Annotated in this window: 28 protein-coding genes and 1 tRNA gene; 16 read left to right on the top strand and 13 right to left on the bottom strand. The window is 67.4% G+C overall.

From position 1 onward, the window contains the following. The 3 genes from B2869_RS02955 to B2869_RS02945 all read right to left on the bottom strand — a co-directional run. The coding region (locus B2869_RS02955) for a GntR family transcriptional regulator (RefSeq protein WP_292762516.1) at positions 1–465 on the bottom strand (465 nt) is incomplete at its 3' end. Next, on the bottom strand, positions 458–1162 hold the full coding sequence (locus tag B2869_RS02950; protein WP_292762514.1) for a GntR family transcriptional regulator: 705 nt from the start codon (positions 1160–1162) through the stop codon (positions 458–460). The genes B2869_RS02955 and B2869_RS02950, both read right to left, overlap by 8 nt. Positions 1163–1522: 360 nt before the next feature. Then, positions 1523–2941, bottom strand: a complete 1419-nt coding sequence (locus B2869_RS02945) for an MFS transporter (protein WP_292762512.1) — start codon at positions 2939–2941, stop codon at positions 1523–1525. 112 nt (positions 2942–3053) lie between these two features. Here B2869_RS02945 and B2869_RS02940 point away from each other — a divergent pair, with 112 nt between their 5' ends. After that, positions 3054–4070, top strand: coding sequence for a LacI family DNA-binding transcriptional regulator (locus B2869_RS02940; RefSeq protein ID WP_040569840.1), 1017 nt, complete (start codon positions 3054–3056; stop codon positions 4068–4070). A gap of 3 nt (positions 4071–4073) precedes the next feature. Here the strand turns inward: B2869_RS02940 and B2869_RS02935 are convergent, their stop codons facing one another. After that, complete coding sequence (locus B2869_RS02935) at positions 4074–5006, bottom strand: nucleoside hydrolase (RefSeq protein WP_292762508.1); 933 nt, start codon at positions 5004–5006, stop codon at positions 4074–4076. Positions 5007–5119: 113 nt separating this feature from the next. Between B2869_RS02935 and B2869_RS02930 the strand changes: the two genes are divergently transcribed. Continuing rightward, a complete protein-coding gene (locus B2869_RS02930) occupies positions 5120–5968 on the top strand; it encodes a ribokinase (protein WP_292762506.1) in 849 nt (282 codons plus the stop codon). Positions 5969–6109: 141 nt separating this feature from the next. Here B2869_RS02930 and B2869_RS02925 read toward each other — a convergent pair. After that, positions 6110–6192 (bottom strand) — tRNA-Leu (locus tag B2869_RS02925). 144 nt (positions 6193–6336) lie between these two features. Here B2869_RS02925 and B2869_RS02920 point away from each other — a divergent pair. Genes B2869_RS02920 through pknB form a run of 7 tightly spaced genes read left to right on the top strand, consistent with a single transcriptional unit; the run spans position 6337 to position 15200 of the window. Beyond that, positions 6337–7062: an FhaA domain-containing protein gene (locus B2869_RS02920; protein WP_031208169.1), complete on the top strand. Its 726-nt coding sequence runs from the start codon at positions 6337–6339 to the stop codon at positions 7060–7062. Further along, complete coding sequence (locus B2869_RS02915) at positions 7059–7580, top strand: FHA domain-containing protein FhaB/FipA (RefSeq protein WP_167254953.1); 522 nt, start codon at positions 7059–7061, stop codon at positions 7578–7580. The genes B2869_RS02920 and B2869_RS02915 overlap by 4 nt, the downstream gene beginning before the upstream one ends. Positions 7581–7587: 7 nt before the next feature. Beyond that, positions 7588–8889, top strand: coding sequence for a PP2C family protein-serine/threonine phosphatase (locus B2869_RS02910; RefSeq protein ID WP_021201357.1), 1302 nt, complete (start codon positions 7588–7590; stop codon positions 8887–8889). Next, positions 8886–10271: an FtsW/RodA/SpoVE family cell cycle protein gene (locus tag B2869_RS02905; protein WP_292762498.1), complete on the top strand. Its 1386-nt coding sequence runs from the start codon at positions 8886–8888 to the stop codon at positions 10269–10271. Before B2869_RS02910 ends, B2869_RS02905 begins: the two co-directional genes overlap by 4 nt. 1 nt (position 10272) lies before the next feature. Beyond that, positions 10273–11727, top strand: a complete 1455-nt coding sequence (locus B2869_RS02900) for a peptidoglycan D,D-transpeptidase FtsI family protein (RefSeq protein WP_292762496.1) — start codon at positions 10273–10275, stop codon at positions 11725–11727. Beyond that, entirely contained in the window at positions 11724–13466 is a 1743-nt protein-coding gene (locus B2869_RS02895; protein ID WP_292762494.1) for a protein kinase domain-containing protein, read from the top strand. Before B2869_RS02900 ends, B2869_RS02895 begins: the two co-directional genes overlap by 4 nt. A 45-nt stretch (positions 13467–13511) precedes the next feature. After that, a complete protein-coding gene (pknB, locus tag B2869_RS02890; protein ID WP_292762492.1) occupies positions 13512–15200 on the top strand; it encodes a Stk1 family PASTA domain-containing Ser/Thr kinase in 1689 nt (562 codons plus the stop codon). Between the two features lie 34 nt (positions 15201–15234). On the opposite strand, the gene B2869_RS02885 is transcribed toward pknB, so the two are convergent. From B2869_RS02885 to B2869_RS02875, 3 genes are read right to left on the bottom strand one after another with little or no spacing between them, the layout of a single operon-like run. Further along, positions 15235–15870 (bottom strand): anthranilate synthase component II, encoded by a 636-nt coding sequence (locus tag B2869_RS02885; protein ID WP_292762489.1) that lies wholly within the window; start codon positions 15868–15870, stop codon positions 15235–15237. Further along, positions 15867–16022 carry a hypothetical protein gene (locus B2869_RS02880; RefSeq protein WP_021201363.1) on the bottom strand — a complete coding sequence of 52 codons (156 nt, stop codon included), beginning with the start codon at positions 16020–16022 and terminating at the stop codon, positions 15867–15869. Before B2869_RS02880 ends, B2869_RS02885 begins: the two co-directional genes overlap by 4 nt. A gap of 28 nt (positions 16023–16050) precedes the next feature. Further along, a complete protein-coding gene (locus B2869_RS02875) occupies positions 16051–16845 on the bottom strand; it encodes a class E sortase (protein ID WP_292762484.1) in 795 nt (264 codons plus the stop codon). Positions 16846–16958: 113 nt separating this feature from the next. On the opposite strand from B2869_RS02875, the gene B2869_RS02870 reads away from it, so the two are divergent. After that, positions 16959–17198 carry a cell division protein CrgA gene (locus tag B2869_RS02870; protein ID WP_021201365.1) on the top strand — a complete coding sequence of 80 codons (240 nt, stop codon included), beginning with the start codon at positions 16959–16961 and terminating at the stop codon, positions 17196–17198. Between the two features lie 209 nt (positions 17199–17407). On the opposite strand, the gene B2869_RS02865 is transcribed toward B2869_RS02870, so the two are convergent. Then, complete coding sequence (locus tag B2869_RS02865; RefSeq protein WP_292762479.1) at positions 17408–18307, bottom strand: rhomboid family intramembrane serine protease; 900 nt, start codon at positions 18305–18307, stop codon at positions 17408–17410. 21 nt (positions 18308–18328) lie between these two features. Beyond that, on the bottom strand, positions 18329–18886 hold the full coding sequence (locus B2869_RS02860; RefSeq protein ID WP_021201367.1) for a peptidylprolyl isomerase: 558 nt from the start codon (positions 18884–18886) through the stop codon (positions 18329–18331). A gap of 147 nt (positions 18887–19033) precedes the next feature. Between B2869_RS02860 and B2869_RS02855 the strand changes: the two genes are divergently transcribed. Next, complete coding sequence (locus B2869_RS02855) at positions 19034–19534, top strand: hypothetical protein (RefSeq protein ID WP_029259475.1); 501 nt, start codon at positions 19034–19036, stop codon at positions 19532–19534. A gap of 56 nt (positions 19535–19590) precedes the next feature. Further along, positions 19591–20046, top strand: a complete 456-nt coding sequence (locus tag B2869_RS02850; RefSeq protein ID WP_292762548.1) for an aminoacyl-tRNA deacylase — start codon at positions 19591–19593, stop codon at positions 20044–20046. A 24-nt stretch (positions 20047–20070) separates the two neighbouring features. Here the strand turns inward: B2869_RS02850 and B2869_RS02845 are convergent, their stop codons facing one another. Further along, complete coding sequence (locus B2869_RS02845) at positions 20071–20493, bottom strand: NUDIX hydrolase (RefSeq protein WP_292762474.1); 423 nt, start codon at positions 20491–20493, stop codon at positions 20071–20073. 137 nt (positions 20494–20630) lie between these two features. Here B2869_RS02845 and B2869_RS02840 point away from each other — a divergent pair, with 137 nt between their 5' ends. From B2869_RS02840 to B2869_RS02825, 4 genes are all read left to right on the top strand, one after another. Further along, the gene (locus B2869_RS02840; protein WP_021201371.1) at positions 20631–21077 is read left to right on the top strand and encodes a hypothetical protein; all 447 of its coding nucleotides are present in this window, start codon (positions 20631–20633) and stop codon (positions 21075–21077) included. A gap of 167 nt (positions 21078–21244) precedes the next feature. Beyond that, entirely contained in the window at positions 21245–22369 is a 1125-nt protein-coding gene (locus B2869_RS02835) for a M24 family metallopeptidase (protein ID WP_292762471.1), read from the top strand. A 35-nt stretch (positions 22370–22404) separates the two neighbouring features. Further along, on the top strand, positions 22405–22779 hold the full coding sequence (locus B2869_RS02830; RefSeq protein WP_021201373.1) for an HNH endonuclease: 375 nt from the start codon (positions 22405–22407) through the stop codon (positions 22777–22779). Between the two features lie 30 nt (positions 22780–22809). Continuing rightward, positions 22810–23271, top strand: coding sequence for a GNAT family N-acetyltransferase (locus tag B2869_RS02825; protein ID WP_292762467.1), 462 nt, complete (start codon positions 22810–22812; stop codon positions 23269–23271). Positions 23272–23277: 6 nt separating this feature from the next. Here the strand turns inward: B2869_RS02825 and B2869_RS02820 are convergent, their stop codons facing one another. Both B2869_RS02820 and B2869_RS02815 read right to left on the bottom strand, forming a co-directional pair. Beyond that, positions 23278–24531, bottom strand: coding sequence for a CDP-alcohol phosphatidyltransferase family protein (locus B2869_RS02820; protein ID WP_292762464.1), 1254 nt, complete (start codon positions 24529–24531; stop codon positions 23278–23280). Positions 24532–24633: 102 nt separating this feature from the next. Next, on the bottom strand, positions 24634–24817 hold a 184-nt coding region (locus tag B2869_RS02815; protein WP_292762461.1), incomplete at its 5' end, for a hypothetical protein.

Raw genomic sequence — 24817 nt, 5'->3', positions numbered from 1 at the left:
ATCGCCGGCCCCCCCCCGCCATGCCGTGATCGCCTGCTCGGCGGCCACCCGGAACGCCCGGCGCTCGCTCGGGGTCGCGCGCGCGATGCCCAGGGTCGCGGCCAGAGTCGACAGCCCGGAGCATTCCGCGACGACGGCCGCGAGCCACGCGCGTGTGGGGGTCGCCACCACCGACGACTTGTGCGCACGAGCCTCGACCAGATGCTGCACCGTCAGGATCGATATCGCCTCGCGCACGGTGTTCGTGGCGACGTCGAGCTCCTTCGCGAGCGTCGAGACCGTCAACGCGGCTCCCGGGGGCAGCTCGCCGGTCTCCATCTTGCGGGTCAGTGCCTCGACGACAGACTCCAGCCGTGTGGCCACAGGTCTCGGCGCGGCCAGATCCTTCCGATCGACGAGGTCGAGGATCTCGACCGACAGGAACGAGGGAGCACCCGCGCGCGGTTCCGACTCCGGGCTACTCACCGGGATGCCGCCATTCGCCGGTCAGCGCCGCCCGCAGTGGCTCGACCGTGGTGACGCGGAAGAGCTCGAAGACGGCATCCCGTGCGGCCGCGCCGTCTCGCGCTCGAAACGCCACCCGCAGCGGCTCCACGAGTACGCGCTGCTGCTGTCCGAGCCATCCCGGGAGAGGGCGATCCTGTACCGAGCGGCTCAGGTGCAGCACGAGGTTGCGATCGAGGATCTCGGTCACGATCGCGTTGTCGGCGAGTTCGATCACCTCGACCCACAGGGCGAACCAGAGCCGCAGCCCGTCCGGCATCCCTCCGCGAGTGAGGTCGGAGTCCAGGATCGCCTGCACGCGGGCATCGAGGGAGTCGAGCTGGGCGTCGGTGAGGGCGGGCACCACCTTCGCGGCTGCGTAGGCGATCAGCGCGCCAGCGGCCTCGGCGCGATCCGCCTGTGCCCGCAGATCGATGGGGGCCACCCGCGTGAAGCGGTTCGAGCTCATCTCGACCAGGCCCACGTCGGCGAGCCGGATGAGGGCCTCCCTGATCGGTGTGCGAGAGACGCCGTATTCGGCCTGCAGATCCTGATCGCGGATCTCCTCGAGCGGAGCCAGGCGTCCGGTCACGATCTCCTGAGCCAACCGCGCATACACCTGATCGCGGATCAGAGTACGAGGACGGGCCTTCGTCGAGGGCTTCGGCTCGTCCGTCATAACGGCCAGACTAACCAGCAGCCTTCGATTTGTCTCCGCCGTGGTGGGCTGGCGCATCTTCTCCCGTGGCGGGGCCGGTGGAGGGGGACGCGGAGGAGGCAGCCGAAGCGCACGCGGCGAGCGCGAGCGCCGAGGTGCTGAGCCCGACGGCGGCCAAAGCGAGAGCGAAACGGGGGTCCGGGGTGCGTGAGGTCACAGAACGTCTTCTCTGGGGAGGGCGGACTTCCATCGTCGCCGGGACGGCACGGGGAAGCATCGGCCGAAGGTAGCGGCGGCGTCGTACTACGGACGGATGTTTCCCGAGTGTTCGATGACGAGGCCCCCCGCCCGGGGCGGGCGAGGGGCCCTCTGTGACGCGGACTAGCGCGACAGCTCGGCGGTCACGGGCTTGGGGATGAACATCGAGAAGACGAGGGCGCCGACGAGCACCACCGCCCCGGTGATCAGTGCCGCGACGTATCCCGCCGTCGCATCGCCTGCTCCGGAGGCGAACGAGGTCTGCGCCGCGTAGATGACGACGAAGCTCAGTCCCGCCCCGAGGTTGATGGCGCCCGTGTTCAGGCCGGGAAGCGATCCCGGGCGGTCCTTCGGTGACAGCACGACGCCCAGGCCGTTGAGCATGATGTTGCCGATCCCCGCATAGGTGACGCCGACCGCGATGGAGAGGAGGAGCAGGACGAACCGGGATGAGGTCTCGACATTGGCGACCATGATCGCGAGCACCGCGACGGTGCCGCCCAGCCCGATGCGCAGCATCGTGCGGTACCCGACGGTGGCGGCGAGCCTGCCGCTGAGCGGCCCCATCAGGAGGCCGGCGAGCGCGTAGGGCATCAGGATCCACAATGAGACCTCCTCGGCAGTCATCGCGAGGTTCATCGCCGTGTCCTGCGCGAGGGCGGGGACCACTCCGTTCATGATCGCGAAGATCCCCGACAGGGTGAGCAGCGAGGTGGCGCTGAGCGCCCAGGTGGCTCGTTGCTTGAGTTGGGCCGTCGAGACGAGCGGATCGTCGATCCTGCCCTCGAGCTTCCAGAAAGAGGTGAACGCCACGACGGCGACGACCGCGAGAACGATCACGAGCACCAGGTTCGCCTCGGCGAGCGCGCCCAGTTCGTTGAGAGCGACGAGCATCGACCCCACCGAGATGACCAGCAGCAGTGATCCCCACCAGTCCATACGCGGGCGGTCGTCGGCCATCGTCTCCGGGGCGAGGAATCGCACGGTGAGCGCAGCGACGATCGCCACACCCGCCATCGTCCAGAAGATGGAGGCGAAGCCGTGGTTCGTCGCCAGATATCCGCCGAGCAGAGCATCTCCACCGGCGATCCCTCCGTTGACCGCCGTGACGACACCGAGGAGGGTCCCGTACGCCTTCGGATCCTTGACGGCCGCCCGCAGCATGATGAGGCAGAGCGGCACGACCGGCCCCGACACGCCTTGGATGAGGCGACCGATGAAGAGCATCGGGACGTTGGTGGCCAGCGCCGCGACGACGCAGCCGATCGCCATCACCACGAGCATTCCGACCAGGACGCGTCGGCGCCCGATCAGGTCACCCAGGCGGGGGAGGAACAGGGTGAACAGCGCGGCGGCCGTGAAGAAGACGGTCTGCGTCGCGGCGATCTCGGTCGACGTCGCATCGAGCTCGCGCTCCATCGTCACCAGCGCGGGGCTCAGCATGCTGGCGTTGAGCTGGAAGGCCAGGCACGCGGCGAGGAGGGCGATCATCAGCGACACCACGCTGGTCCGGGTGCGAACCGCATCTACTTGATTGGTCATTGCTCACTTCTTCGTGTCGAATCGTTGGCTGTTCGCGTGCGTAATCCTTTACGCACGCCCTATCTTGGACTGATGGTGTCGACGGCGGCACCGGTCAGGGTGGGAAGTCGTGGTGAAGAAGGCGTCCGTCACGCTGCACGAGGTGGCAGCCGCCGCCGGTGTGTCCATCGCGACCGTCTCGCGAGCCCTCAACGGTAAGGACCGGGTGTCCGGTCGCACCGCGGAGCATGTGGCCGAGGTGGCCGAGCGACTCGGCTATCGGGTGAACCTCATCGGCCGCGGCCTGCGCGCCGGCACCGGCGCCACCATCGGCGTCGTGGTCCCGGTCATCAGCAACCCCTTCTACGGTGAGCTCATCCACCGCCTCGAGGACCATCTGCAGCGCCGCGGCTTCGATCTCGTGATCGCGGACTCCCATGGCGAGGTCGACCGAGAACGCGACCGCCTCCGCATGCTGGTCGAACGTCGCGTCGAGGGCATCTTCGTGGTCCCCTCCGACGCCGAGCTCTCGTTCGACGCCGTCGCTGACACCGCGCGAAGGGTTCCGCTCGTGCAGCTCGACCGTCGCGTGCTCGATCTTCCTGCCGACTTCGTGGGTGTCGACAACGACGCCGGCATCGATCTCGCCGTCGAGCACGTCACCGCCCGGGGCGCACACCGTGTGGTGCTCGTCTCGGGCAACGACGTCACCTCCGTGGGCCGTGAACGACGAGCGGCGTTCGAGGCCACGGTGCGCACCCGATCGATGCCCCGCGAACAGAACATCTTCGGCGAGTACCTGCTCGCCTTCGGCGAGAGGGCTGCGGAGGAGCTGCTGGCGCGCGGCCCTCTTCCCGATGCGATCATCGCCGGCGACGACCTCGTCGCTGCCGGGGCCATCGCGGCGCTGAAACGTGCCGGCAAGAGCGTGCCCTCCGATGTGCAGGTCACCGGCTTCGACGGCACGATGCTCGCCGACGTATGCGAACCGCGGTTGACGACCGTGGTGCAGCCGTTCGACGAGCTCGCCCGGGAGGCGACCGAGGCGCTGGTGCGTCGAATGGACGATCCCGAGGCCCCGTACGTGCTCAGCCGCCTCGCGCCGAGTCTGCGTGTGGCCGAGTCGACGACGCTCGTCGCGCCGCGCTGAACGTCAGGCCAGTGCCGCGACAGCATCCGTCACCAGGTTCCAGAACTTCGGCACGTCGAGGGTGATCGCGACGTCGGTGTTCGGCTCCTTGCCCAGCATGTCGTGCAGATCGACGCAGGTCGCGCCCGCCGTGAACTCACCCGCGGTCTCGATGTCGACGTGGCAGCGCTGGATCGATGCGACGGCGCGGTCGATCGCGATCGCCACGGTGATGGGATCGTGCAGAGGGCCTTCGGGCATTCCCTCCGCCTTCTCGTAGGTGCTGCAGAAGAAGCGCAGCAGCTCCACGCCGAATGCCGCTGTCTCGTTGCCGACCGCACCGATCCGCCGGATCACCTCTTCGGTGATCAGCGCCTGATGGGAGATGTTGAGCCCGACCATCGTCAGCGGCAGCCCAGAGGCGAACACGACCGCTGCGGCTTCCGGGTCGGCCCAGGCGTTGAACTCCGGGTACGCGCCGACGTTGCCGCGGCCGGTCGAGCCGCCCATCCAGATGATCTCCTTGATCTGGGGCGCGACCTCCGGGTGCTGCTGCAGCAGGAGCGCGATGTTGGTGAGGGGGCCGGTCGGGATCAGCGTGATCGGCTCCGGTGAAGCGGCGAGAGTATCGGCGAGGAACTCGACCGCGTGACGGGGGTCCAGCGGCACCGTGGGCTCCGGGAGGACGGGCCCACCCAGGGCGTTCTCCCCATGGATCCATGCCCCGGGCGTCAGCTCACGGGTGAGCGGCTTGTCGGCACCTGCCGCGACCGGCACGTTCTCGACACCGGCGACGGTGAGGGCGATCCGCGCGTTCCGGGTCGTGTGCTCGAGGTAGCCGTTGCCGCCGACAGTGGTCACCCCGCGTAGGTCGATGGCGTCGTTTCCGGCTGCGAGCCAGATCGCGAAGACGTCATCGTGGCCCGGATCGCAGTCGAGAAGGACGGGAGTGGTCATGGTGCTCCTTTGCAGATGTTCGTGCGTAAACGTTTACACTTTCTCACGGGAACGTCAAGTCGACTGCGACGCCGTCGTTCCGATCCCGCCTCCTCGATCCGAAAGCTGCCGCCATGGTCACTCCCGCTCTTCCGTCTCTCGTCGTCGTCGGCAGTGCGAACGTCGACGTCACCGCGTTCGTCGATCGCCTCCCCACCGCAGGTGAGACCGTGGCGGGAGGACGACTCTCCCGCGATCTGGGCGGGAAGGGCGCGAATCAGGCCGTCGCCGCCGCGAAGCTCGGGGGACGGGTGCGCATGATCGGCGCCGTCGGCGATGACGCCGACGGGACCTGGACGCGAGAGGAGATGATCCGGGCCGGAGTGGACGTCGCCGATCTGCGGACCGTGGACGCACCTACCGGAACGGCCCTGATCGTGGTGGATTCCGACGCCGAGAACCAGATCGCGGTCTGCCCGGGAGCGAACGACCACGTGGCCCTCGACGGGGTCACCTTCCGAGAAGACGAGGCCGTACTGATGCAGTTGGAGATCGCACTCGCCGTCGTCGAAGCGGTGGCCGCCACCGCCACCGGTTTCGTCGCGGTCAACGCCGCCCCCGCCCAGCCGTTGCCCGAAGCCCTGCTGCGTCGCGTTGACCTGTTCATCGTGAACGAGACCGAACGCGAGCTCATGCCCGAGCTCGCCGATGCCGAGCTCGTCGCCGTGACCTATGGGGCGGCCGGCGCGGCACTGTATCGCCGGGGCGAGGAGATCGCGCGCGCCGATGGCATCCGTGCGGAGGCCGTGAACACCGTCGGCGCGGGCGATGCGTTCTGTGCGGCTCTCGTGCTCGCGCTTCGCACCGGACATTCGCCGGCCGACGCGCTTGCAGCCGCCTGTGCGGTCGGATCCGCGGCGGTGTCGCACCTCTCGTCGCAGCCGCCGTTCGCGCACCTGAACCGGTATCTGCCGGTGCCGTGAGGATGCTGACCGCACCTCCGGCGCCGGCCCCGTGGGCGCGGCGTCCACGGACCTGATCCAAAAGAAGAAGGCCCGGCTTCCTCAACGGAACCGGGCCATTCTCACACTCGGATCGGATCAACTTCCGATACGCACCTACTGTGCGCGAGGGGGGACTTGAACCCCCACGTCCTTACGGACACTGGCACCTGAAGCCAGCGCGTCTACCATTCCGCCACTCGCGCGAGTGTCTCGTTCCGAAGAACTCAACTTCCCAAAGATATCATGCGTTTTCGGCCTCGTTGCACATGCCTGGAGGGTCATCGGCGGCGTTCCCCCAGGACACCTGGCTACGATGTGTCTACCAGTCGGCATGCCAGAGGAGCCCAGTGGGACTACTTGACAGCTTTGAGAAGGGTCTCGAACGCGCAGTTAACAGCGCGTTCGCCAAGACCTTCCGCAGCGGCATCCAGCCAGTGGAGATCGCTTCGGCGCTGCGGCGCGAAGCCGACACGAAGGCTGCGGTCGTCAGCCGCGACCGCATCATCGCCCCCAACAGCTTCGTCGTGCGCCTCAGCGCCGACGACGCCGAACGGATGCGCGGGCTCGGTGGTGCCCTCACGGACGAGCTGCACGCTCTTCTCACCACACACGCCAAGTCCCAGGGATACAGCTTCTCCGGACCGCTCGCCATCACTCTCGAGGCCGATGAGAAGGTCGCCACCGGCACGGTGCGTGTGAGCTCGGGAACGGTCGAAGGTCGTGTGACCTGGCAGGCCGTGGTCGACGTCGACGGCCGTCGTCATTCGATCTCCCGTGCCCGCACCGTGATCGGCCGCGGCTCGGATGCCGACATCACGATCGCCGACGCCGGTTCGAGTCGGAAGCACGCCGAGATCCTGTGGGATGGCGAGCGCGCCATGATGCGCGACCTCGGCTCCACCAACGGCACGAAGGTCAACGGCCAGAAGCTGCGCGAAGCCGCGCTCCCGAGCGACACCACCATCACGATCGGACGCACCGATCTGGTGTTCCGCGTCGTCCCGGTCGCGTCACCCTCGCGTCCTGCACCCCGCGGCGACGACGCCACCCGAGCGTTCGGAGCCCTCGGGTGAGTGAACTGATCCTCCTTCTGCTCCGCATCGGGTTCCTCATCCTGATGTGGTTCTTCGTGTTCGGGGTCGTGTATTCGTTGCGTGCCGACCTGTTCGGCGTGCGGGTGCGCAAGCTCCCCGCAGAGGCGGCGGCAGGAGCGGCCGCCGCGCCGGTCGCAGCCCCCGCGGCACCGGTGGCGAAACCGGCATCCGCTCGCCCTTCCACCGGTCCGGCCACGGTCGCGACAGCCAAGCGGCTCGTGATCACATCCGGCCCCAAAGCGGGACTCGAGCTGCCGCTCAGCGCCGACTCCCTCACGATCGGCCGCTCCAGCGAGTCCGCTCTCGTGATTCGCGACGACTACACGTCCAGTCACCACGCGCGCCTGATGCTGCGCGGCGACAGCTGGGCGATCCAGGATCTCGACTCCACCAACGGCACCTTCGTCGCGGGCCAGCGCGTCTCCGGCTCGCCCGTCGCCCTCTCGCTCGGCACCCCGATCAAGGTGGGCGCCACGACCTTCGAGCTGCGAGCCTGACGCCGGCATGGTCTTCGAAGGCTCGAGCGTCGCGATCTCCCACACCGGGAAGGTCCGCTCCAACAACCAGGATTCCGGATACTCCGGGGCGAATCTCTTCGTCGTCGCCGACGGCATGGGCGGGCACGCCGGCGGAGACGTCGCCTCCAGCATCGCGATCCAGCGTCTGGAGCCCCTCGACCAGCCCTATGCGTCGACCGAAGACGCGCAGGCCTCGCTGCAGGCCGCCGCGACCACCGCAGCGGGCGACCTGATCCGCGCCGCGAAGGACCGCCCGGAACTCGCCGGCCTCGGCACCACGGTCAGCGCGATCATCATGGTCGACGAATACGCGGTCATCGGCCACATCGGCGACTCGCGCATCTACCTGTACCGCGACGACGCACTGACGCAGATCACCGCCGACCACACCTTCGTGCAGCGTCTGGTCGATTCGGGCCGCATCACACCGGAGGAAGCGCGCTACCACCCCCGCCGTTCCGTGCTCATGCGCGTGCTCAGCGACATGGACTCCGATCCCGAGCTCGACATGTTCGTGATGCACACGCAACCAGGCGACCGGTGGCTGCTCTGCTCCGACGGCCTCTCGGGCGTGGTCGACGAACCGCACATCCTCAAGGCCATGCAGCTCGGCCTCGCGCCCGGCCGCACCGCCGACAACCTCCTCAAGCAGGCTCTCGACGGCGGAGCGCCCGACAACGTCACGATCGTCCTCGTCGACGTGGGCGGGCAGCATCCGATCCACTCGGGGACGCCCACGATCGTCGGCTCGGCATCGAACCCCGACGGCGTCTACGTGCCTCCGGTACGCCCTCCGCGCGGCAACTGGCTGCACCCGGTGCGCCAGGCCGCGAACGAGCCGAGCCACTTCGAGCCGGCTCCCGAGTACCTCGAGGAGCTGATCGAGGAGGATCGCCGTCGCGCCAAGCGCCGTCGTCTCGGCTGGATCGCCGGTGCCCTCGTGGTGATCGTGATGCTCGGCGTCGCCGCCTTCGCCGCCTACAGCTGGACCCAGACGCGCTACTTCATCGGCGCCGACGAGGACAGCGTCGTGATCTTCCAAGGCGTGCAGCAGAACATCGGGCCGATCACATTGTCGACTCCGGTCGAAGACACCGACATCCTCCTCGCGAATCTGCCTCCGTATCAGCGGGCATCGGTCGAGCGCACCATCACCGCACGATCTCTGTCCGACGCGATGGCGATCGTCGACCGGCTCCGCGCCGGGGCCGACGCGAACACGATCGAGACCCCGCTGCCCACGCCCATGCCGACTCCTGTCGACACGCCGGCCGGGGGTGAGGGATGAGCACCGACGTCGCCGCCGACACCAGCGTCATCAAGGCGCTCAAGCGCATCCGGATGCCGCAGAACCAGCGCAATCGCGAGTTCTGGCTGCTGCTGTTCGCCTGCGCGATCAGCGGAGCCGCCCTCACGCTCGTGCAGCTGGGCGCACTGGGCGTGATCGACCCGATGATCCTGGCGATCGGCGGCGGTCTCGCCGCCCTCGCATTCGCCCTGCATATCGTGCTCCGCTTCGTCGCGTCCGACGCCGACCCGTTCGTCGTGCCCATCGCGACCCTCCTCACCGGCCTCGGCATCGCGATGATCTATCGGATCGACATCGCCTTCAAGAACACCGGCTGGAACGCCTACTCGACCAAGCAGCTCGCGTGGACCGCGATCTCGCTCGCAGGTGCGATCGCGGTCGTCATCCTGTTGCGCAACTACCGCGTGCTGTTCCGCTACACCTACATCTTCGGCCTCGCCGGAATCCTGCTCCTGCTGCTGCCGTTCGTCCCCGGGCTGCGCATCCCCGACGCGAATGCGGCGGTCTGGGTGTCGCTCGGCGGCGCCTTCGCGTTCCAGCCCGGCGAGCTCGCCAAGATCTGCCTGGCCATCTTCTTCGCCGGCTATCTGGTGCGCACCCGCGAGAGTCTGACGTCGGTCGGCAAGCGGGTGCTGGGCATCACCTGGCCCCGCATGCGCGAGCTCGGACCCGTGCTCGTCGTCTGGCTCATCTCGCTGGGGATCATCGTGTTCCAGCGCGACCTCGGAACCGGAACCCTGATCTTCGGGATGTTCGTCGCGATGCTCTACGTCGCGACGGGGAAGACCAGCTGGGTGCTGATCGGACTGACCCTCGTGGTCGCCGGCGTGGCACTCGCGACGCAGATCCTCAGCTACGTGCAGGGACGCTTCATCAACTGGCTCTTCCTCTTCGACGCCGACCAGGTCGATCCCGACGGCGCCGGCTACCAGCCCATGCAGGGACTCTTCGGCCTCGCACGAGGCGGACTCATGGGCACCGGCTGGGGCCAGGGCCGTCCCGAGGTCACCCCGCTGGCCCACAGCGACTACATCATCACCAGCCTCGGCGAAGAGCTCGGCCTGATCGGGCTGTTCGCGATCCTCTGCCTCTACATGGTGTTCGTCAGCCGCGGCATGCGCATCGGTCTCGCGGGTCAGGACGATTTCGGAAAGCTGCTCGCCACCGGACTCTCGTTCACGATCGCTCTGCAGGTCTTCATCATGGTCGGCGGCGTGACCCGCCTCATCCCGCTGACGGGCCTGACCACTCCGTTCCTCGCCGCGGGTGGCTCCTCCCTCGTGGCCAACTGGCTCATCGTGGCGCTGTTGCTGCGCATCTCCGACGGTGTGCGCCGTCAGCCCCGGGTGGTGATCGGCTGACATGACCAAGGAACTCCGTCGCCTCAGCATCATCATGCTGTTCATGTTCATCGCCCTGTTCGCCGCGACCAGCTGGATCCAGGTCGTCGAGGCGGATGCGCTGGCCCAGAACAGCAACAACAAGCGCACTCGCCTCGACAGCTACGAGATCCAACGCGGATCGATCATCGTCGACGGGGTCGCGATCGCCAACTCGGTGCCGAGCGACGACCGGTACCAGTTCCAGCGCGTCTACACGGATGCGCCGCTGTGGGAACCGGTCACCGGGTACTTCAACCCCGCTCTGGGCTCGAGCACCGGCATCGAGAAGGCCATGAACGCCGAGCTCTCCGGCACGGGGTCGAACGCATTCCTCGGAGAGGTCGAGCGCATCCTCTCCGGCCAACCGCAGCGCGGATACAGCGTCGAGCTCTCTCTGAACACCGCGGCGCAGCGGGCTGCCTACGAAGCCCTCGGCGACCTCAAGGGCGCGGTCGTGGCCATGGACCCGAAGACCGGACGCATCCTCGCGATGGTCTCGACTCCCGGCTTCGACACCAACCTCATGGCGACGCACGATGCGAACGCCGCGAACGCGACCTACGACCAGCTGGTCGCCGACGCGAACAAGCCGTTGTCCAACCGGGCGATCGCCGGTGACCTGAACCCTCCCGGCTCGACGTTCAAGGTCGTGGTCGCGGCTGCCGCCTATGCGACCGGCAAATGGACTCCGGATTCCACGCTGCCCAACCCGATCGCGTACACCCTTCCCGGTTCGAGCAACCGCGTCTCCAACGCCTGGGGCGGCACGTGCGGTCCGGGTGAGACCGTCACGATCGCCGAGGCGATCCGTCTGAGCTGCAACATCCCGATGGCCGAACTGGCCGTCGAGCTCGGTGACGACACCATCCGTGAGATGGCGGACAAGCTGGGCTTCAACCAGTCCTTCGACACACCACTGACATCGACGCCGTCGAGCTACCCGCGCGGCCTCGATGACGCCCAGACCGCCCTGACCGGATTCGGTCAGGGAAAGGTCACGGCGACCCCGCTGCAGATGGCCATGGTCTCGTCCGGATTGGCGAACGACGGCATCGTGATGAACCCGCGGATGGTCGACGCCGTCATCGGCAACGACCTCTCGGTCATCAAGGCTTTCCAGGACAGTGAGTTCGGACGTGCGATGGATGCCGACGTGGCGAACAACGTGACCGCGGCGATGGTCGCGAGCGTCGCAACGGGCGCGGCCCAGGGTGCAAGAATAGACGGGATCGACGTGGCCGGTAAGACGGGCACCGCAGAGAACGGAAACAGGCCGCACACGTTGTGGTTCACCGGCTTCGCGCCGGCGAACGACCCCGCGGTCGCAGTAGCGGTCGTCGTCGAAGACGGCGGCGGACAGGGACAATCAGGCAGCGGCGACACCATCGCGGCTCCGATTGCGAAGAAGGTCATAGAGGCGGTGCTGGGCAGATGAGGCCGACGCAGGGTGTGTCGTTCGGTGGTCGTTACGAGCTGCAGTCGCGTATCGCGATCGGTGGCATGGGCGAGGTATGGGAGGCGACGGATCACGTCATCGGACGTACCGTCGCCATCAAGATCCTCAAGGACGAGTACATGGGGGACCCCGGGTTCCTCGAGCGTTTCCGTGCCGAGGCGCGGCACGCTGCTCTCGTCAACCATGAGGGCATCGCCAGCGTGTTCGACTACGGCGAGGAGAACGGCAGCGCCTACCTCGTCATGGAACTGGTGCCGGGCGAGGCACTCTCGACCGTGCTCGAGCGCGATGGTGCGCTGAGCGCCGACAAGACTCTCGACATCGTCGCCCAGACGGCTTCCGCGCTGCAGGCGGCCCACGCGGCCGGTCTCGTCCACCGCGACATCAAGCCGGGAAACCTGCTGATCACGCCCGACGGCCGCGTCAAGATCACCGACTTCGGCATCGCCCGCATCGCCGACCAGGTGCCTCTCACCGCGACCGGCCAGGTCATGGGCACGGTGCAGTACCTCTCGCCCGAGCAGGCGTCCGGTCACCCCGCCTCGCCGGCGACCGACACCTACTCGCTCGGCATCGTCGCGTACGAGTGCCTGGCGGGCAAGCGTCCTTTCACGGGCGAGTCGCAGGTGGCCATCGCGATGGCGCAGATCAACGAGCAGCCCCCGCCCCTGCCTCCGACCGTCCCGATCCCGGTGCAGAACCTGGTCATGGCGATGATCGCCAAGAAGCCCAGCGATCGCCCCTCGTCCTCCGCGACGGTGGCACGAGCGGCACAGGCCCTTCGCCGGGGCGATCTGAACTCCGCAGCCATCGCTGTCCCGGCGATCGCGACCGGTGGCATCGCCGGCGGCGACGACGCGACCCGACTCCTGAACGCCTCCGGTGACGACGGCACCACGCGGATCCTCCCCACCACCGCTCAGCTTCCCACGGAGGAAGCCGCGGAAGAGGAGAAGAAGAAGAAACGCAGCCCCTGGACCTGGCCGCTGATCGCTCTGATCGCGCTGCTGGTGATCGTGCTCGGCGGCACGGTGTGGGCGATGCTCGCGAACCAGGGCGGCGACGCCGATCCCACGGGGTCGCCGAGCAGCAAGCCGACCCAGACGCAGACGACTCCGCCGCCCAACACGCCGACGCCGGAGCCGGAGGTGACGAGAGTGGATGTGACCGCTCTGAACCTGAACGGCATGGACTGCGGCGCGGCTACCTCCACGCTCAAGGACGCCGGCTTCAACAGCGAGATCACCTGCGTCGACGGAGACCCGGCACCCAGCGATGAAGAGGTCGGCAAGGTCTACCGCGTGGCGCCCACCGGCAACGTCGAGACCACCCAGGCGATGACCCTCACGGTCTACGCCGCTCGCGCCGGTCTGCCGACGCCGACCGATGCTCCGACCATCACGGGCAACCCTGTCGCCGGCTCGACGGTGACCATCTCCTGGGGCACCGGATTCACCTGCCCCAGCGGAACCACTCTCTCCGGCTACGTCGTGTCGGTCCAGAACGGCACCTTCGTGTCGGGCGGCCCGAACTTCCAGCCGACGCAGCGCAACACGCAGGTGAAGATCGCCGACGCCGCAGGACAGCAGCTCATCGTCAGCTACCAGGGCATGTGCTCCGGCGGCGACCAGCGCACCTCCGCCGCGTCTCCGCCGCTCTCGGTGACGATCACGGCGGCCACCGACCCCGGCGATGGGGACAGCGGCACCGACGGGTAACCTGTAATTCAGTTCAGCAAGCGTAGTTTCCAGGGGGGGTCATCCGTGTCCACAGAGCCACGAGTCATCGCGGGTCGATACCGCGTCGACGAGCTCATCGGGCATGGCGGAATGGCGAAGGTGTACCGCGGGTACGACCTGACGCTCGGGCGCGAGGTCGCGATCAAGATCCTCGATGCCGACCTGGCGCGCGACACCACCTTCCGCAACCGGTTCCGACTCGAAGCCCAGGCGGCGTCGCGCATGTCGCATCCGTCGATCGTCCGCGTGTTCGACGCCGGCGACCCTTCGACGAGCGAGATCGGCTCCACGGAGCCGCCGTACATCGTGATGGAGCTCGTCAAGGGCACCCTCCTCAAGGACATCATCGCCGCCGGCCCGGTGCCGGCCACCGATGCGGTCCGCTACGTCGACGGAATCCTCGAGGCGCTCGACTACTCGCACCGCGCTGGTGTCGTGCATCGGGACATCAAGCCCGGCAACGTGATGGTCACCGACAAGGGTCAGGTCAAGGTGATGGACTTCGGCATCGCCCGAGCCGTCTCCGACTCGTCGTCGACCGTCGCCGAGACCACCCAGATCATCGGGACCGCCGCCTATTTCTCACCGGAGCAGGCGAAGGGCGAGCCCGTCGATGCTCGTGCCGACCTCTACTCCACCGGTGTCGTGCTGTACGAGCTGCTCACCGGGCGGCAGCCGTTCCGTGGTGAGTCGCCGGTAGCGGTCGCCTATCAGCACGTCAGCGAGACTCCCGTTCCTCCGACCGAGGTCAACGAGGACGCCCCGCGGAATCTCGACCCGATCGTGCTCCGCGCACTCGCGAAGGACCCGTACCAGCGCTATCCGGATGCCGCGCACTTCCGCGCGGCGCTGGATTCCGCCATGACGGGAAACGCTCCGACCCGCAAGGAGCTCGGTGCGCTGACCAGCGAGCTGTACGGGGCGAGCCCGCGGCAGGCGCAGGAGACCGCGCGGTCGCTTCGCCAGCTGAGCACGGACACGACCATGACCAGAACCCAGTCCGGTCCTCCGGTCGCCTGGATCTGGGCGGGCGTGGCGCTGCTCGCCGTGTTGTTGGCCTCCGTGCTGTTCTGGGTCGTCACGATCAGCATGCGGCCCCCCGAGGTGTCGAGCACGTCACGCACCATCCCCAACCTCGTCAACGTGTCTTCGGAACGGGCACAGGACGACCTCGCCGCACTCGACCTCTCATCGAAGATCGTGATCGAGACGAGCTCCGAGGTGACGGAGGGGAACGTGATCCGCACCGATCCCGAAGCGGGAGTATCGGTGGAAGAGGGTTCCACGGTCACCCTCTACGTCTCCAAGGGCGAGGAGACCGTGGTGATGCCGAAGATCGAGGGGATGGCCCTCGACGATGCCACGAAGGCCCTCACGGCGGCCGGCCTCGAACTCGGGACCGTCATCCAGCGCAACGACAAGGCCCTGGCGACGAACACGGTCATCTCCGCCAGCGAGAAGGCCGACGCCGAGTTGGATCCGGGAACCGTCGTCAATCTGGTCGTGGCCAGCGGCAAGGTCACGCTGACCGATCTCGTCGGCTGGACCGTCGATGCCGCCACGACGAACCTCACGGACCTCGGTCTGGTCGCTGTGCCGACGGAGACCGCGGAGTGCCCCGCGACCGAGCCGACCACGGTCCACTCGATGTCGGTGGCGCCGGGTGACGTTCCTGTGGGCTCCTCCGTCCAGATCTTCTTCTGCAACGGATAGCACCGTCGGGCGTATGGGCCCCGCCCGCGGCTGTTCAGCGAGCCAGCAGCGGGTGCAGCTCCTCAGCGCGTCCGACGGCGTTCTCGTCGCCGCACAGCTCCAGCCAGTTCGCCAGGAGCCGGTAGCCTCCCTCGGTCAGTACGCTCTCCGGATGGAACTGCACGCCCCAGAGGGGCTGATCGCGATGAGCCAGAGCCATCACGGTTCCGTTCTCTGTCCAGGCGGTCACGACGACTTCGGAGGGCAGATCGGAGGCCGCCAGCGCGAGGGAGTGATAGCGCCCCGCGTCGAACGGCGAAGGGATCCCGGCGAACAACGCGGAGCCGTCGTGCGTGACCGCCGACACCATGCCGTGCATGAGCTCGGGCGCTGCGGCGACCGGAGCCCCGAACGCCTCGCCGATCGTCTGATGCCCGAGGCACACTCCGAGCGTCGGTACCCGCAGGCGGGTGGCGATGCGTACCGCATCGAGCGACGCTCCTGCGTCGACGGGTGCACCAGGGCCCGGAGAGAGCATCAACGCGTCGTATTCGGGAAGGATCCGCTCCAGCTGAGCCGCGTCCGTGGCATCGGATTCGATCATCACCGTGTGCGCGCCGAGCTCGCTCAGGTACCCGACCAGTGTGTGCACGAAGCTGTCGTGGTTGTCGACGACGAGCACTCGCGTCATTCGACGTCGACCTCGCCGGGGGCGATGATCGGGCTCACCCAGGGGAACACGTACCAGAACAAGCCGTAGAGCACGGCGGCGATGACGACCACGAGGATGAGCACACGCAGCCACCACGGTCCGGGCAGCAGGCGCCAGAGTGCGGCGTACATCAGTCTTCTCCCTTATGACGGTCCACGATCACACGGATGGTGCGGCCGGCGGGGGCGGCGGGTCGGTCAGCGCGGTCGGCGGTCCCTCGGCCCGCGGCTGGAAGCTCTCGAACACTCCGTAGGCGACGATGCGCTCCGCCAGCGAGTACAGAGGCGAGCAGGCGGTGAGGGTGATGTACTGCTCGCCGGTCTGCTGCTCCGGCATCTGCGGCACATCGGCGAGCACATCGGTCTGTGAGGGCTTCACGTACTCGAGCGTACGGAAGCGGTAGGTGTACCAGCCGTCGGGCGTCTCGACGACGATCGCGTCGTTCAGCTGCAGCTTGTCGAGTTGGTTGAACGGCTTGCCCCACGTCGTGCGGTGCCCGGCCAGGGAGAAGTTTCCGACCTCGCCGGGCATCTTGGAGTTCGCATAGATTCCGATGCCCTGCTGATCGAGCGTGCGCGCACGGCTCGTGCCCCCGAAGATCCCGAAGTTGTACTCGGCTCCGAAACGGGGGATGTGCATCTGGCCGAACCACTGCGCGTCGGCCGGGGCTGCGGGCACGGGTGGGATGTAGGTGGAGGTGCCGTCCTCGCCCTCGACGACCGGGGGGAGCGCTGGTGCCTCCGCCTGCGCGAGGGCTTGGGAGACGGCGGCACCCTCGTCGTTCTTCTGTGCACTGATGATGATGTCGCCGATCCACATCTGCCAGGCCACGAAGAGGAGAACGACCACGCCCGCCGTCAGAAGGAGCTCGCCGAGCACGCTCGCGAACGTCGCACGGGAGCGTGGTCGCTGCCGGCGCGGACGTCGCCCCCCAGGCGCGACGGATGCAGTCATGCGGTGATCATATCCGGGAACGCTGGGCGGATGCCGTGGCGTCACCGTCTCGCCCGCTGTCCCAGGGCCCGCCCGACCTCGTCCGAGACAGGTCTCATGGGTACAATGACGGAATGGCACGTGACCGCAAGACTGAAGAACCCGCCGTCGAGCGCGCTGAAGGCGACGCCGCTCCCAACGCCGTGTGGTTCAAGCCGGTGATGATCGGGTTCATGCTCCTGGGTCTCGCCTGGATCCTGGTGTTCTACATCTCCGGCATGCAGTACCCGATCCCGGGTCTCTCCAATTGGAACCTGGCGATCGGACTCGGTATCGCGCTGATCGGATTCCTGATGACCACCCGCTGGCGCTGACGCCTCACTCCTTCTTCCAGAAAGGCCCTCTCGCGATGCGAGAGGGCCTTTCTCATGTCAGCAGCGAAGTACGACTCACGGAAGGGAACCGCCCCGCGCCCGCCCCACAAGTCACCCAGAGCGAAGTTATCCACAGTCCTCTCCACAGCCTGGGGAGAATTACACCGTTGTTATTCACAGGGGTTAACAACCCTGTTAACAACTCTGGATCAGGACAAAAGGATGAGCGGCGGAACGAGCGCCACCACAACGATCAACAGGACGACCAGAGCGGAGAGCAGCACGATCTGCAGGGTGCGCTGGTCTCGCCGCTTCGTCTTGACGTAGATGAACGCCACCAGGGCTCCGATGAGCAGGCCGCCGAGATGTGCCTGCCAGGAGATCCTTCCGCCGCCGAAGACCAGGCCGTAGACGAAGTTGATGCCGAGGATCACGAGAAGACCCGTGACGTTGGCACCGAGGTGTCGACCGACGATGAGCAGAGCGGCCATCATGCCGAAGATCGCCCCGGACGCCCCGACGGTCGAGGTCAGCGGCGCGAGAACCGCCACCATGACCGAGCCTCCGAGACCGCTGATGAGGTAGAGAGCGAGGAAGCGAACGCGACCGAGCATCGGCTCGAGGCTCTGTCCGAGCATCCACAGGGCCAGCATGTTGAGCGCGAGGTGGATGAAGCCGCCATGGGCGAAGATCGCGGTCAGCAATCGCCAGGGCTCGAAGGGCAACGGCGACAGGTTCGGATACAGATACGGCGCCGCGAAGAGCAGTTGGCCGGTGATCTGCTCGCCGATACCGGGGATCAGCTGCAGCAGTCCGATGAATGACGTGACCGCGAGCAGCGCATAGGTCACGACCGGCTTGCCGCTGCGAGCCATCGCCATGCTCGCTCCACCGCTGCCGCCCCAACGACGGGCCGCCTTCTTCTGGGCCGGGGTGCGGTTCTTGCGGTCGGCGTTCATGCACTCCGGGCAGATGACGCCGACGGGCGCCTGAGTCTGACACTCGGGGCAGATGGTGCGCATGCACCGTTGGCAGAGCACGAAGCTCTGCCGATCCGGATGCCGGTAGCAGAAGTTGTCGCGATTGCTCGTGAACTCAGGCGTGGTCATCCGGATCGGCCGCAGCTGTCGTCAGGCCGCGACGATGTCGATCGACTGCAGCACGACAGGCTCGACGGGACGGTCGCCTGCACCGGTCTGCACGGCGCCGATCGCGTCGACGACGGCCTTGGAAGCGTCATCGGCGACCTCGCCGAAGATCGTGTGCTTGCCCTGCAGCCACGGCGTCGGGTCGGTCGTGATGAAGAACTGCGAACCGTTGGTGCCCTCGGGCTTGCCGGTGATGGCGTTGCGGCGGAGACCGGCGTTGGCCATGGCAAGGATGTAGGGCTCGTTGAAGTTGAGCTCCATGTTGATCTCGTCGTCGAAGTTGTAGCCGGGGCCGCCGACACCCTGTCCGAGCGGGTCGCCGCCCTGGATCATGAAGTTCGGGATGATGCGGTGGAAGATGACGTCCTTGTAGAGGGGTCCCTCGCCGGGCTTGCCGGTGGCGGGATCGGTCCACTCCTGGGTGCCGTCGGCGAGGCCGACGAAGTTCTTGACCGTCTTCGGGGCGTGGTCACCGAAGAGGTTGATGACGATGTCACCGTGGTTGGTGTGCAGGGTTGCGACATGAGAAGCGTGAGCCATGTCCTCATTCTCGCAGAGCTTCCGGTGAGTTGGCCGTGGTACCTACCCCTGATGAGGCGAAGAAGCAAGGGCCGGGCGATTCCCGCCCGGCTTCCAGCCTCTCGTGGCAAGATGGGGAACCCGTACTCCAATGGACAGGAGAGCATCGTGAGCCTCAGCCGCAAGCGGAAGAAGGAACTGCGTCGTCTTCAGAACGACGCGAACCAGCTCTGGGAGAACCAGCAGGTGCTCGTCGGTCACGCCGCCGATGTCGCCCGTGAGGCCGGCCGTCAGCTCGGCAACCTCAATCGTGAGCAGGTCGTGCCGGTCATCCAGGACACGTACAACCGCCGTGTCGCCCCGGTCGTCGACCGTGGGGTGAAGATCGGCAAGCACGTCGTCGACGACAAGTTCGTCCCGATCGTGGGCGGAGTTGTCGGCTCGGCACTCAGCGCGTGGGACGTCGCCAACGCCAAGCGCCACGGCGTCGCCGTGCAGGTGCGCAAGGCGACCAAGCCGCAGAAGTCGGGACCGGGCCTCGGCTCCGTCATCGCGATCATCCTCGGCGCTGCTGCGGCCGTCGGTGTGCTCTACGCCGCGTGGCAGACTCTGCGCGCCGACGATGAGCTCTGGGTCGCGGACGACCCGCTCGCCGCACCCGACGCGTGACCCCGTCTGATCCCGCCTCCGTCGCCTTCGGTGACGGAGGCGATCAGCATGCACGGGTGCGGGAAGCGGCGGCCGCTCGAGGGCTCGACATCGAGATCCGTGAACGTCCCGCCGCGGGCAGCCTGTTCGAGGCGGCCGAGCTCCTCGGCATCCCTCCGTCGGGCATCGTGAAGACCCTCGTGGTGAAGCGATCCGATGACACCTTCCTGTTCGCCCTGGTACCCGGCGGCCGCTCGATCTCCTGGCCGAAGCTGCGCGCGCTGGTCGGGGTGAACAAGTTGCGATTGCCGGAGCCCGAGTTGGCGCTCGCGGCCACCGGTTACGAACGCGGAACCATCGTGCCGATCGGCAGCACCACGGACTGGCCGATCTACGCCGACGAGTCGATCGTCGGTCAGCGCATCGCCATGGGCGCAGGAGCCCACGGATACAGCCTGTTCGTCGACGCCGACGACCTGATCGCGGCCTACGGCGCCACCGTCGCCGACATCTCCGTCCCCGAAGAGCGCTGATCCCGCGCGGCGGCGCAGCTCGTGTCAGAGAATGCCGGCCATCCGCAAGGCGATGTCGACCAGCTTGACGCGCTGCAGCTCGCCGACCGCCTTCAGGGGGAACCACTCCGCCATGTCGGTCGAGCCGCCGGTCTCGAAGCGCAGTTTGCCGCCCGTGACCTCGGCCCGATACAGGATCCGCAGGGTATGCAGCGGATCTGCAGCCTTCTGCACACGTCGACCCGCGGGGATCACCCGCGAGTGGATGCCCAGGAGTTCACCGACCTTGACCGTGTAACCGGTCTCCTCACGCAGCTCACGACGCACGGCATCCTCCGGAGACTCTCCCGCTTCGAGTCCGCCGCCCGGCATCGTCCACGCCACCCGGCGACCCTCGGTCCACCGCGCCAGCAGCAACCGCCCGTCGTCATCGGTGACGACCGCGTACGCCGCCACACGCAGGTCCATGGATCACACACTATCCGTCGGCGACGACAGTCGATGACCGTGCGTCCTGCCGAGATCGATCACGAATCGAGAAGCGCATCGCCACCCGGCGTCCGTAGTGTGATCTGCACACCGGACGCACGTCGAGAGGACCGATCATGGCCGAGAAAGAGAAGAACTTCAGCGCCGAGGAACGCGAGGCCATGCAGGCCGCCGCGAAGGAGGCCCGCACCCGGCGCTCCCGCGCGAAGAAGTCCCCGGAAGAGCTCCGAGCGGCGGGAGAGGCCGACATCAAGGAGGCGATCGAGAAGCTCACTCCCGAAGACCAGGCGCTGTCGAAGAAGCTGCACGCCCTGGTCTCGGAGGTCGCCCCGGAGCTCGTGCCGCGCACCTACTACGGAATGCCGGCGTGGGGCCGCGACGGCAAGGTGCTCTGCTTCTTCCAGCCGGCCAGTAAGTTCAAGGTGCGCTACGGCACGTTCGGGTTCGAGCCCATCTCGAACCTCGACGACGGCACCGTCTGGCCCACTGCCTACGCGGTGACCGACCTCACGAAGGCCGATCTGGAATTCCTCGCCGAGCGCATCCGCGTCGCCATCAGCTGACCACCGCGGAGGGGGAGCGACTGAACGACCGCGCCCCCCTCCGTTAAGCCGTCGATGATCTGCGGCATTGAGACCGGGGCGAGTCGCTCAGCCCCGACCATGCGGGCGGAATGGATCGAATCGCGAATCGGATGCCCTGCGAGCACCCGCGCAGTAGCGTTGAGCCCGTGAGCACATTGCCCTTCCCCGCTTCCGTGTACGCCGCCCGCCTCAGCCGTGCCGCATCCCTCGCCGCCGAGGCCGGGCTCGACGCCATCATCGTGGGCCCGGGTCCCGATCTGCAGTATCTGGTGGGCGTCGAAGGCGACACCATCGAACGACTCACTGCGCTGGTCATCGGCCCCGACGTCGCGCCGACGATCGTGGTTCCGCGGATGGAACTCGCGAAGGTGCGCACCACGGCGGTCGGAGAGCTCGCACTCGACGTCGCGGACTGGGTCGACGGCGAAGACCCGTACGCACTGATCACCGCATCCGTCGGCACCGTGTCGCGCGTCGGCGTCTCCGATGCCCTCCCCGCCCTGCACGTGATCCCGATCGGTGAGCGACTGGGTGTGCGTCTCGAACTCGCGACGCCCGTGCTCCGCGAGGGCCGCATGGTCAAGGACGCCGAGGAGATCACCGAGCTTCGCCGCGCCGGAGATGCGATCGATGCGGTGCACCGCCGCGTGCACGAGTGGCTTCGGGCCGGACGCACCGAGCGCGCGGTCGCCGCCGACATCGCCGATGCCATCGTCGCCGAAGGACACCGCACGGTGGAGTTCGTCATCGTAGGATCCGGCCCGAACGGCGCCGATCCGCACCACGAGGTCTCGGACCGCGTGATCGAGGACGGCGACATCGTGGTGGTCGACATCGGAGGGGCAGTGCCGAGCGGCTACAACTCCGACAGCACCAGGACCTACGTCGTCGGCACTCCCGACTCCGCTGCCGCCGAGCGCATCGCGGTGCTCGTGCGCGCTCAGCAGGCAGCAGTGGATGCCGTGCGTCCTGGCGCCACCGCGGCGGAGGTGGATGCTGCGGCGCGAAACGTTCTCGCCGACGCCGGGCTGGGTGAGGCGTTCCTGCACCGCACCGGCCACGGCATCGGCGTCTCGGTGCACGAGGAGCCGTACATCGCTCCGGGCAACGACCTGGTGCTTCGCGAGGGCATGGCATTCAGCATCGAGCCGGGTATCTATTTCGCCGGCTCCTGGGGTGCCCGCATCGAGGACATCGTGGTCGTGACCGCGGTCGGCGGCGAGCGGTTGAATCTCGCGCCACATGAGCTGACCTCGGTAGGCCAGGGCTGAGGCGCGTCGAGCGCTCACCGCGATAGCATCGGCCCATGCGCCGCCGCCGCAAGGTCTCTTCCGCCACCGCGTCGCCGGCGACCCGTGCCCGCTATGCCAAGCGCCGACAGAACCGGCTCGCCCGTGTCGACAACGACCTCACCGACGAGCAGTGGTACGACCTGATGGACGCCTGGGGCGGGTGCGCGTACTGCGGCGGGGACGGTGCCGCCCTGCAACGCGACTGCATCCAACCCGTGTCGCGCGGCGGCCGCTACACGCTCGAGAACGTCGTCCCGGCGTGCGCCTCGTGCAACGCGAGCAAGCACAACGACGAGGTCACCGGCTGGCTGCGGCGCAAGAAGCTCGACGAACGCACGTTCCTGGTTCGTCACGCCACGATCCTGCGGAGCCTTCGACCCGTCGAGTGAACCTCCGCACCACATCGCTACTCTCGAGTCATGACGACGATCGCACCGATCACGACCCAGGACCGCGCCGAGTGGGACGACCTGTGGAGCGGCTATCTGTCCTTCTATGAGGAAGCCCTCGACCCGGCGACCACGGATGCCACCTTCGAGCGCCTCATCGACGCTGATTCAGGCCTCCATGGCGCGCTCGCCCGCGACGAGAGCGGCACCGCAGTGGGCATCGTCCACTGGTTGACGCACCCCTCGACGTGGGCGACGACGGACTACTGCTACCTCGAAGACCTGTTCGTCGCACCCGGTGTGCGCGGTGGCGGGGTCGGCCGAGCGTTGATCGCGCACGTCCGCGCATGGGCCGAGCAGCAGAGCGCAGCGAAGGTCTACTGGCTCACAGCCGAGACGAACACCACCGCGCGCGGACTCTACGACCGCGTCGCCGCTCGCTCGGGGATGATCCACTACGAGATCGATCTCGAGACGCGCACCGACGCCTGAGGAGCCTCAGCCTTCGCGCACACTCAGCTTCTGCGTGATCATGGCACGGGCGTACTGGGACGCCGCGATGTAGTGACCGACGATCCCGATCAGGAACAGCAGGAACGACATCCCGACGATCCAGCTCAGCGATTCCAGACCCGACTCACTCAGCGCACTGCCGAAGAGGACGCCGAGGAGTCCGACGAAGATCAGAGCCGTCCGGACCTTCCCGACCATCGTGACCGGGACTGCCGGGTTTCCTCGGAAGAAGATCAGCGCGGCGATCCCGAGCAGGACGTCGGGGATGAGCAGCAGCACGAGCGTCTCCCACGGGATGAGATGCCCGAGCGTGAAGGCGACGGCCGTGACGACCACCGTGATCCGGTCGGCGACCGGATCGAGCCAGGTGCCGAGGGCGGAGACGCTGTTCGTCCGTCGCGCGAGCCAACCGTCGAACCAATCCGTCAGGAAGACCAGGCCGATGACGACCAGTGCGGCCCACAGCATCCTGGCGGTGATCAGCCAGAGGAACACCGGCAGCAGGAGCAGGCGGATCCCGGTGATGAGGTTGGGCCACGTGCGCCATTCGTCTTCACGGAAGAGACGGTCGACGACGGTGGGCTGGATGGGCGCAGGACCATCGGTCACATCGACGGGGCGAGCGAGCCACCGAGTGCGGATGAAACGCACCACAAAGAAGACGATGGCGCCGGCGACCACGACGAGGAGCAGCACATTGCTGATCGGTCCCAGCGCCGTGGTGACGGCGTCGAGGGATGCTCTCAACAGGAAACCCACGCTGACGTAGATCGCAGCCCAGGTCGCTGCTCCGGCGAGTGAGGCGAGCAGGAACGACGGATACCTCACCTTCGCGACGCCCGCAGCAGCCGGAGTCAACGTGCGAACGACAGGGACGAGTCGCGTGAGGAAGACGGCGATCGCACCGCGCCGGTGGAGGATCTCGACGGCCCGATCCCATCGATCCACCCCGAGTCGCTCGACCAGTCTGAGATCGCGCATGCCGACGCCGAAGTGCCGCCCGAGGAGATATCCGACGTGGTCTCCCGCGCTTCCCGCGACGACGACCACGAGGAACATCACCACCACCGCCCAGACATTGGAGAGAGAGGCGGAGAGGAAGACGACGATCGTCTCACCGGGCAGGAAGAAGCCGAGGCCCAAGCCGTTCTCGAGGAAGGCGAACAGTCCGCCGAGGGCCCAGACCAGAGGGTCGGGAAGGGCTGATGCGGTCGTGCTCACCCATTCGAGGATGTCCATGTGTCTCCTGAGTCTTGCGAGCTGGAGCCGGCTCCGCCGTGCGCGGGTTCGACATTGATCTGAAGCAGCTCAGCACGAGGCAAGCTCTACATGGGTAACACGCTACGTGAAGTATTCACCCCACGCGTCGTCCACCGGGACGATCCACGTCCTCCCGTGGGCGGAGAAGCGCAACCCATGGGCGAGATCGGTCGCCACCCGCCTCAACAGAAGAAGCCCCCGGCAGGTGGCCGGGGGCTTCTCGATCCTGTGGAGCCTAGGAGATTCGAACTCCTGACATCCTGCT

The organism is Microbacterium sp. UBA3486, assembly GCF_002377845.1.
GTDB lineage: Bacteria > Actinomycetota > Actinomycetes > Actinomycetales > Microbacteriaceae > Microbacterium > Microbacterium maritypicum_A.
Note: the sequence above shows the minus strand (reverse complement) of the source record. Positions and strands in the feature narration are given on the sequence as shown.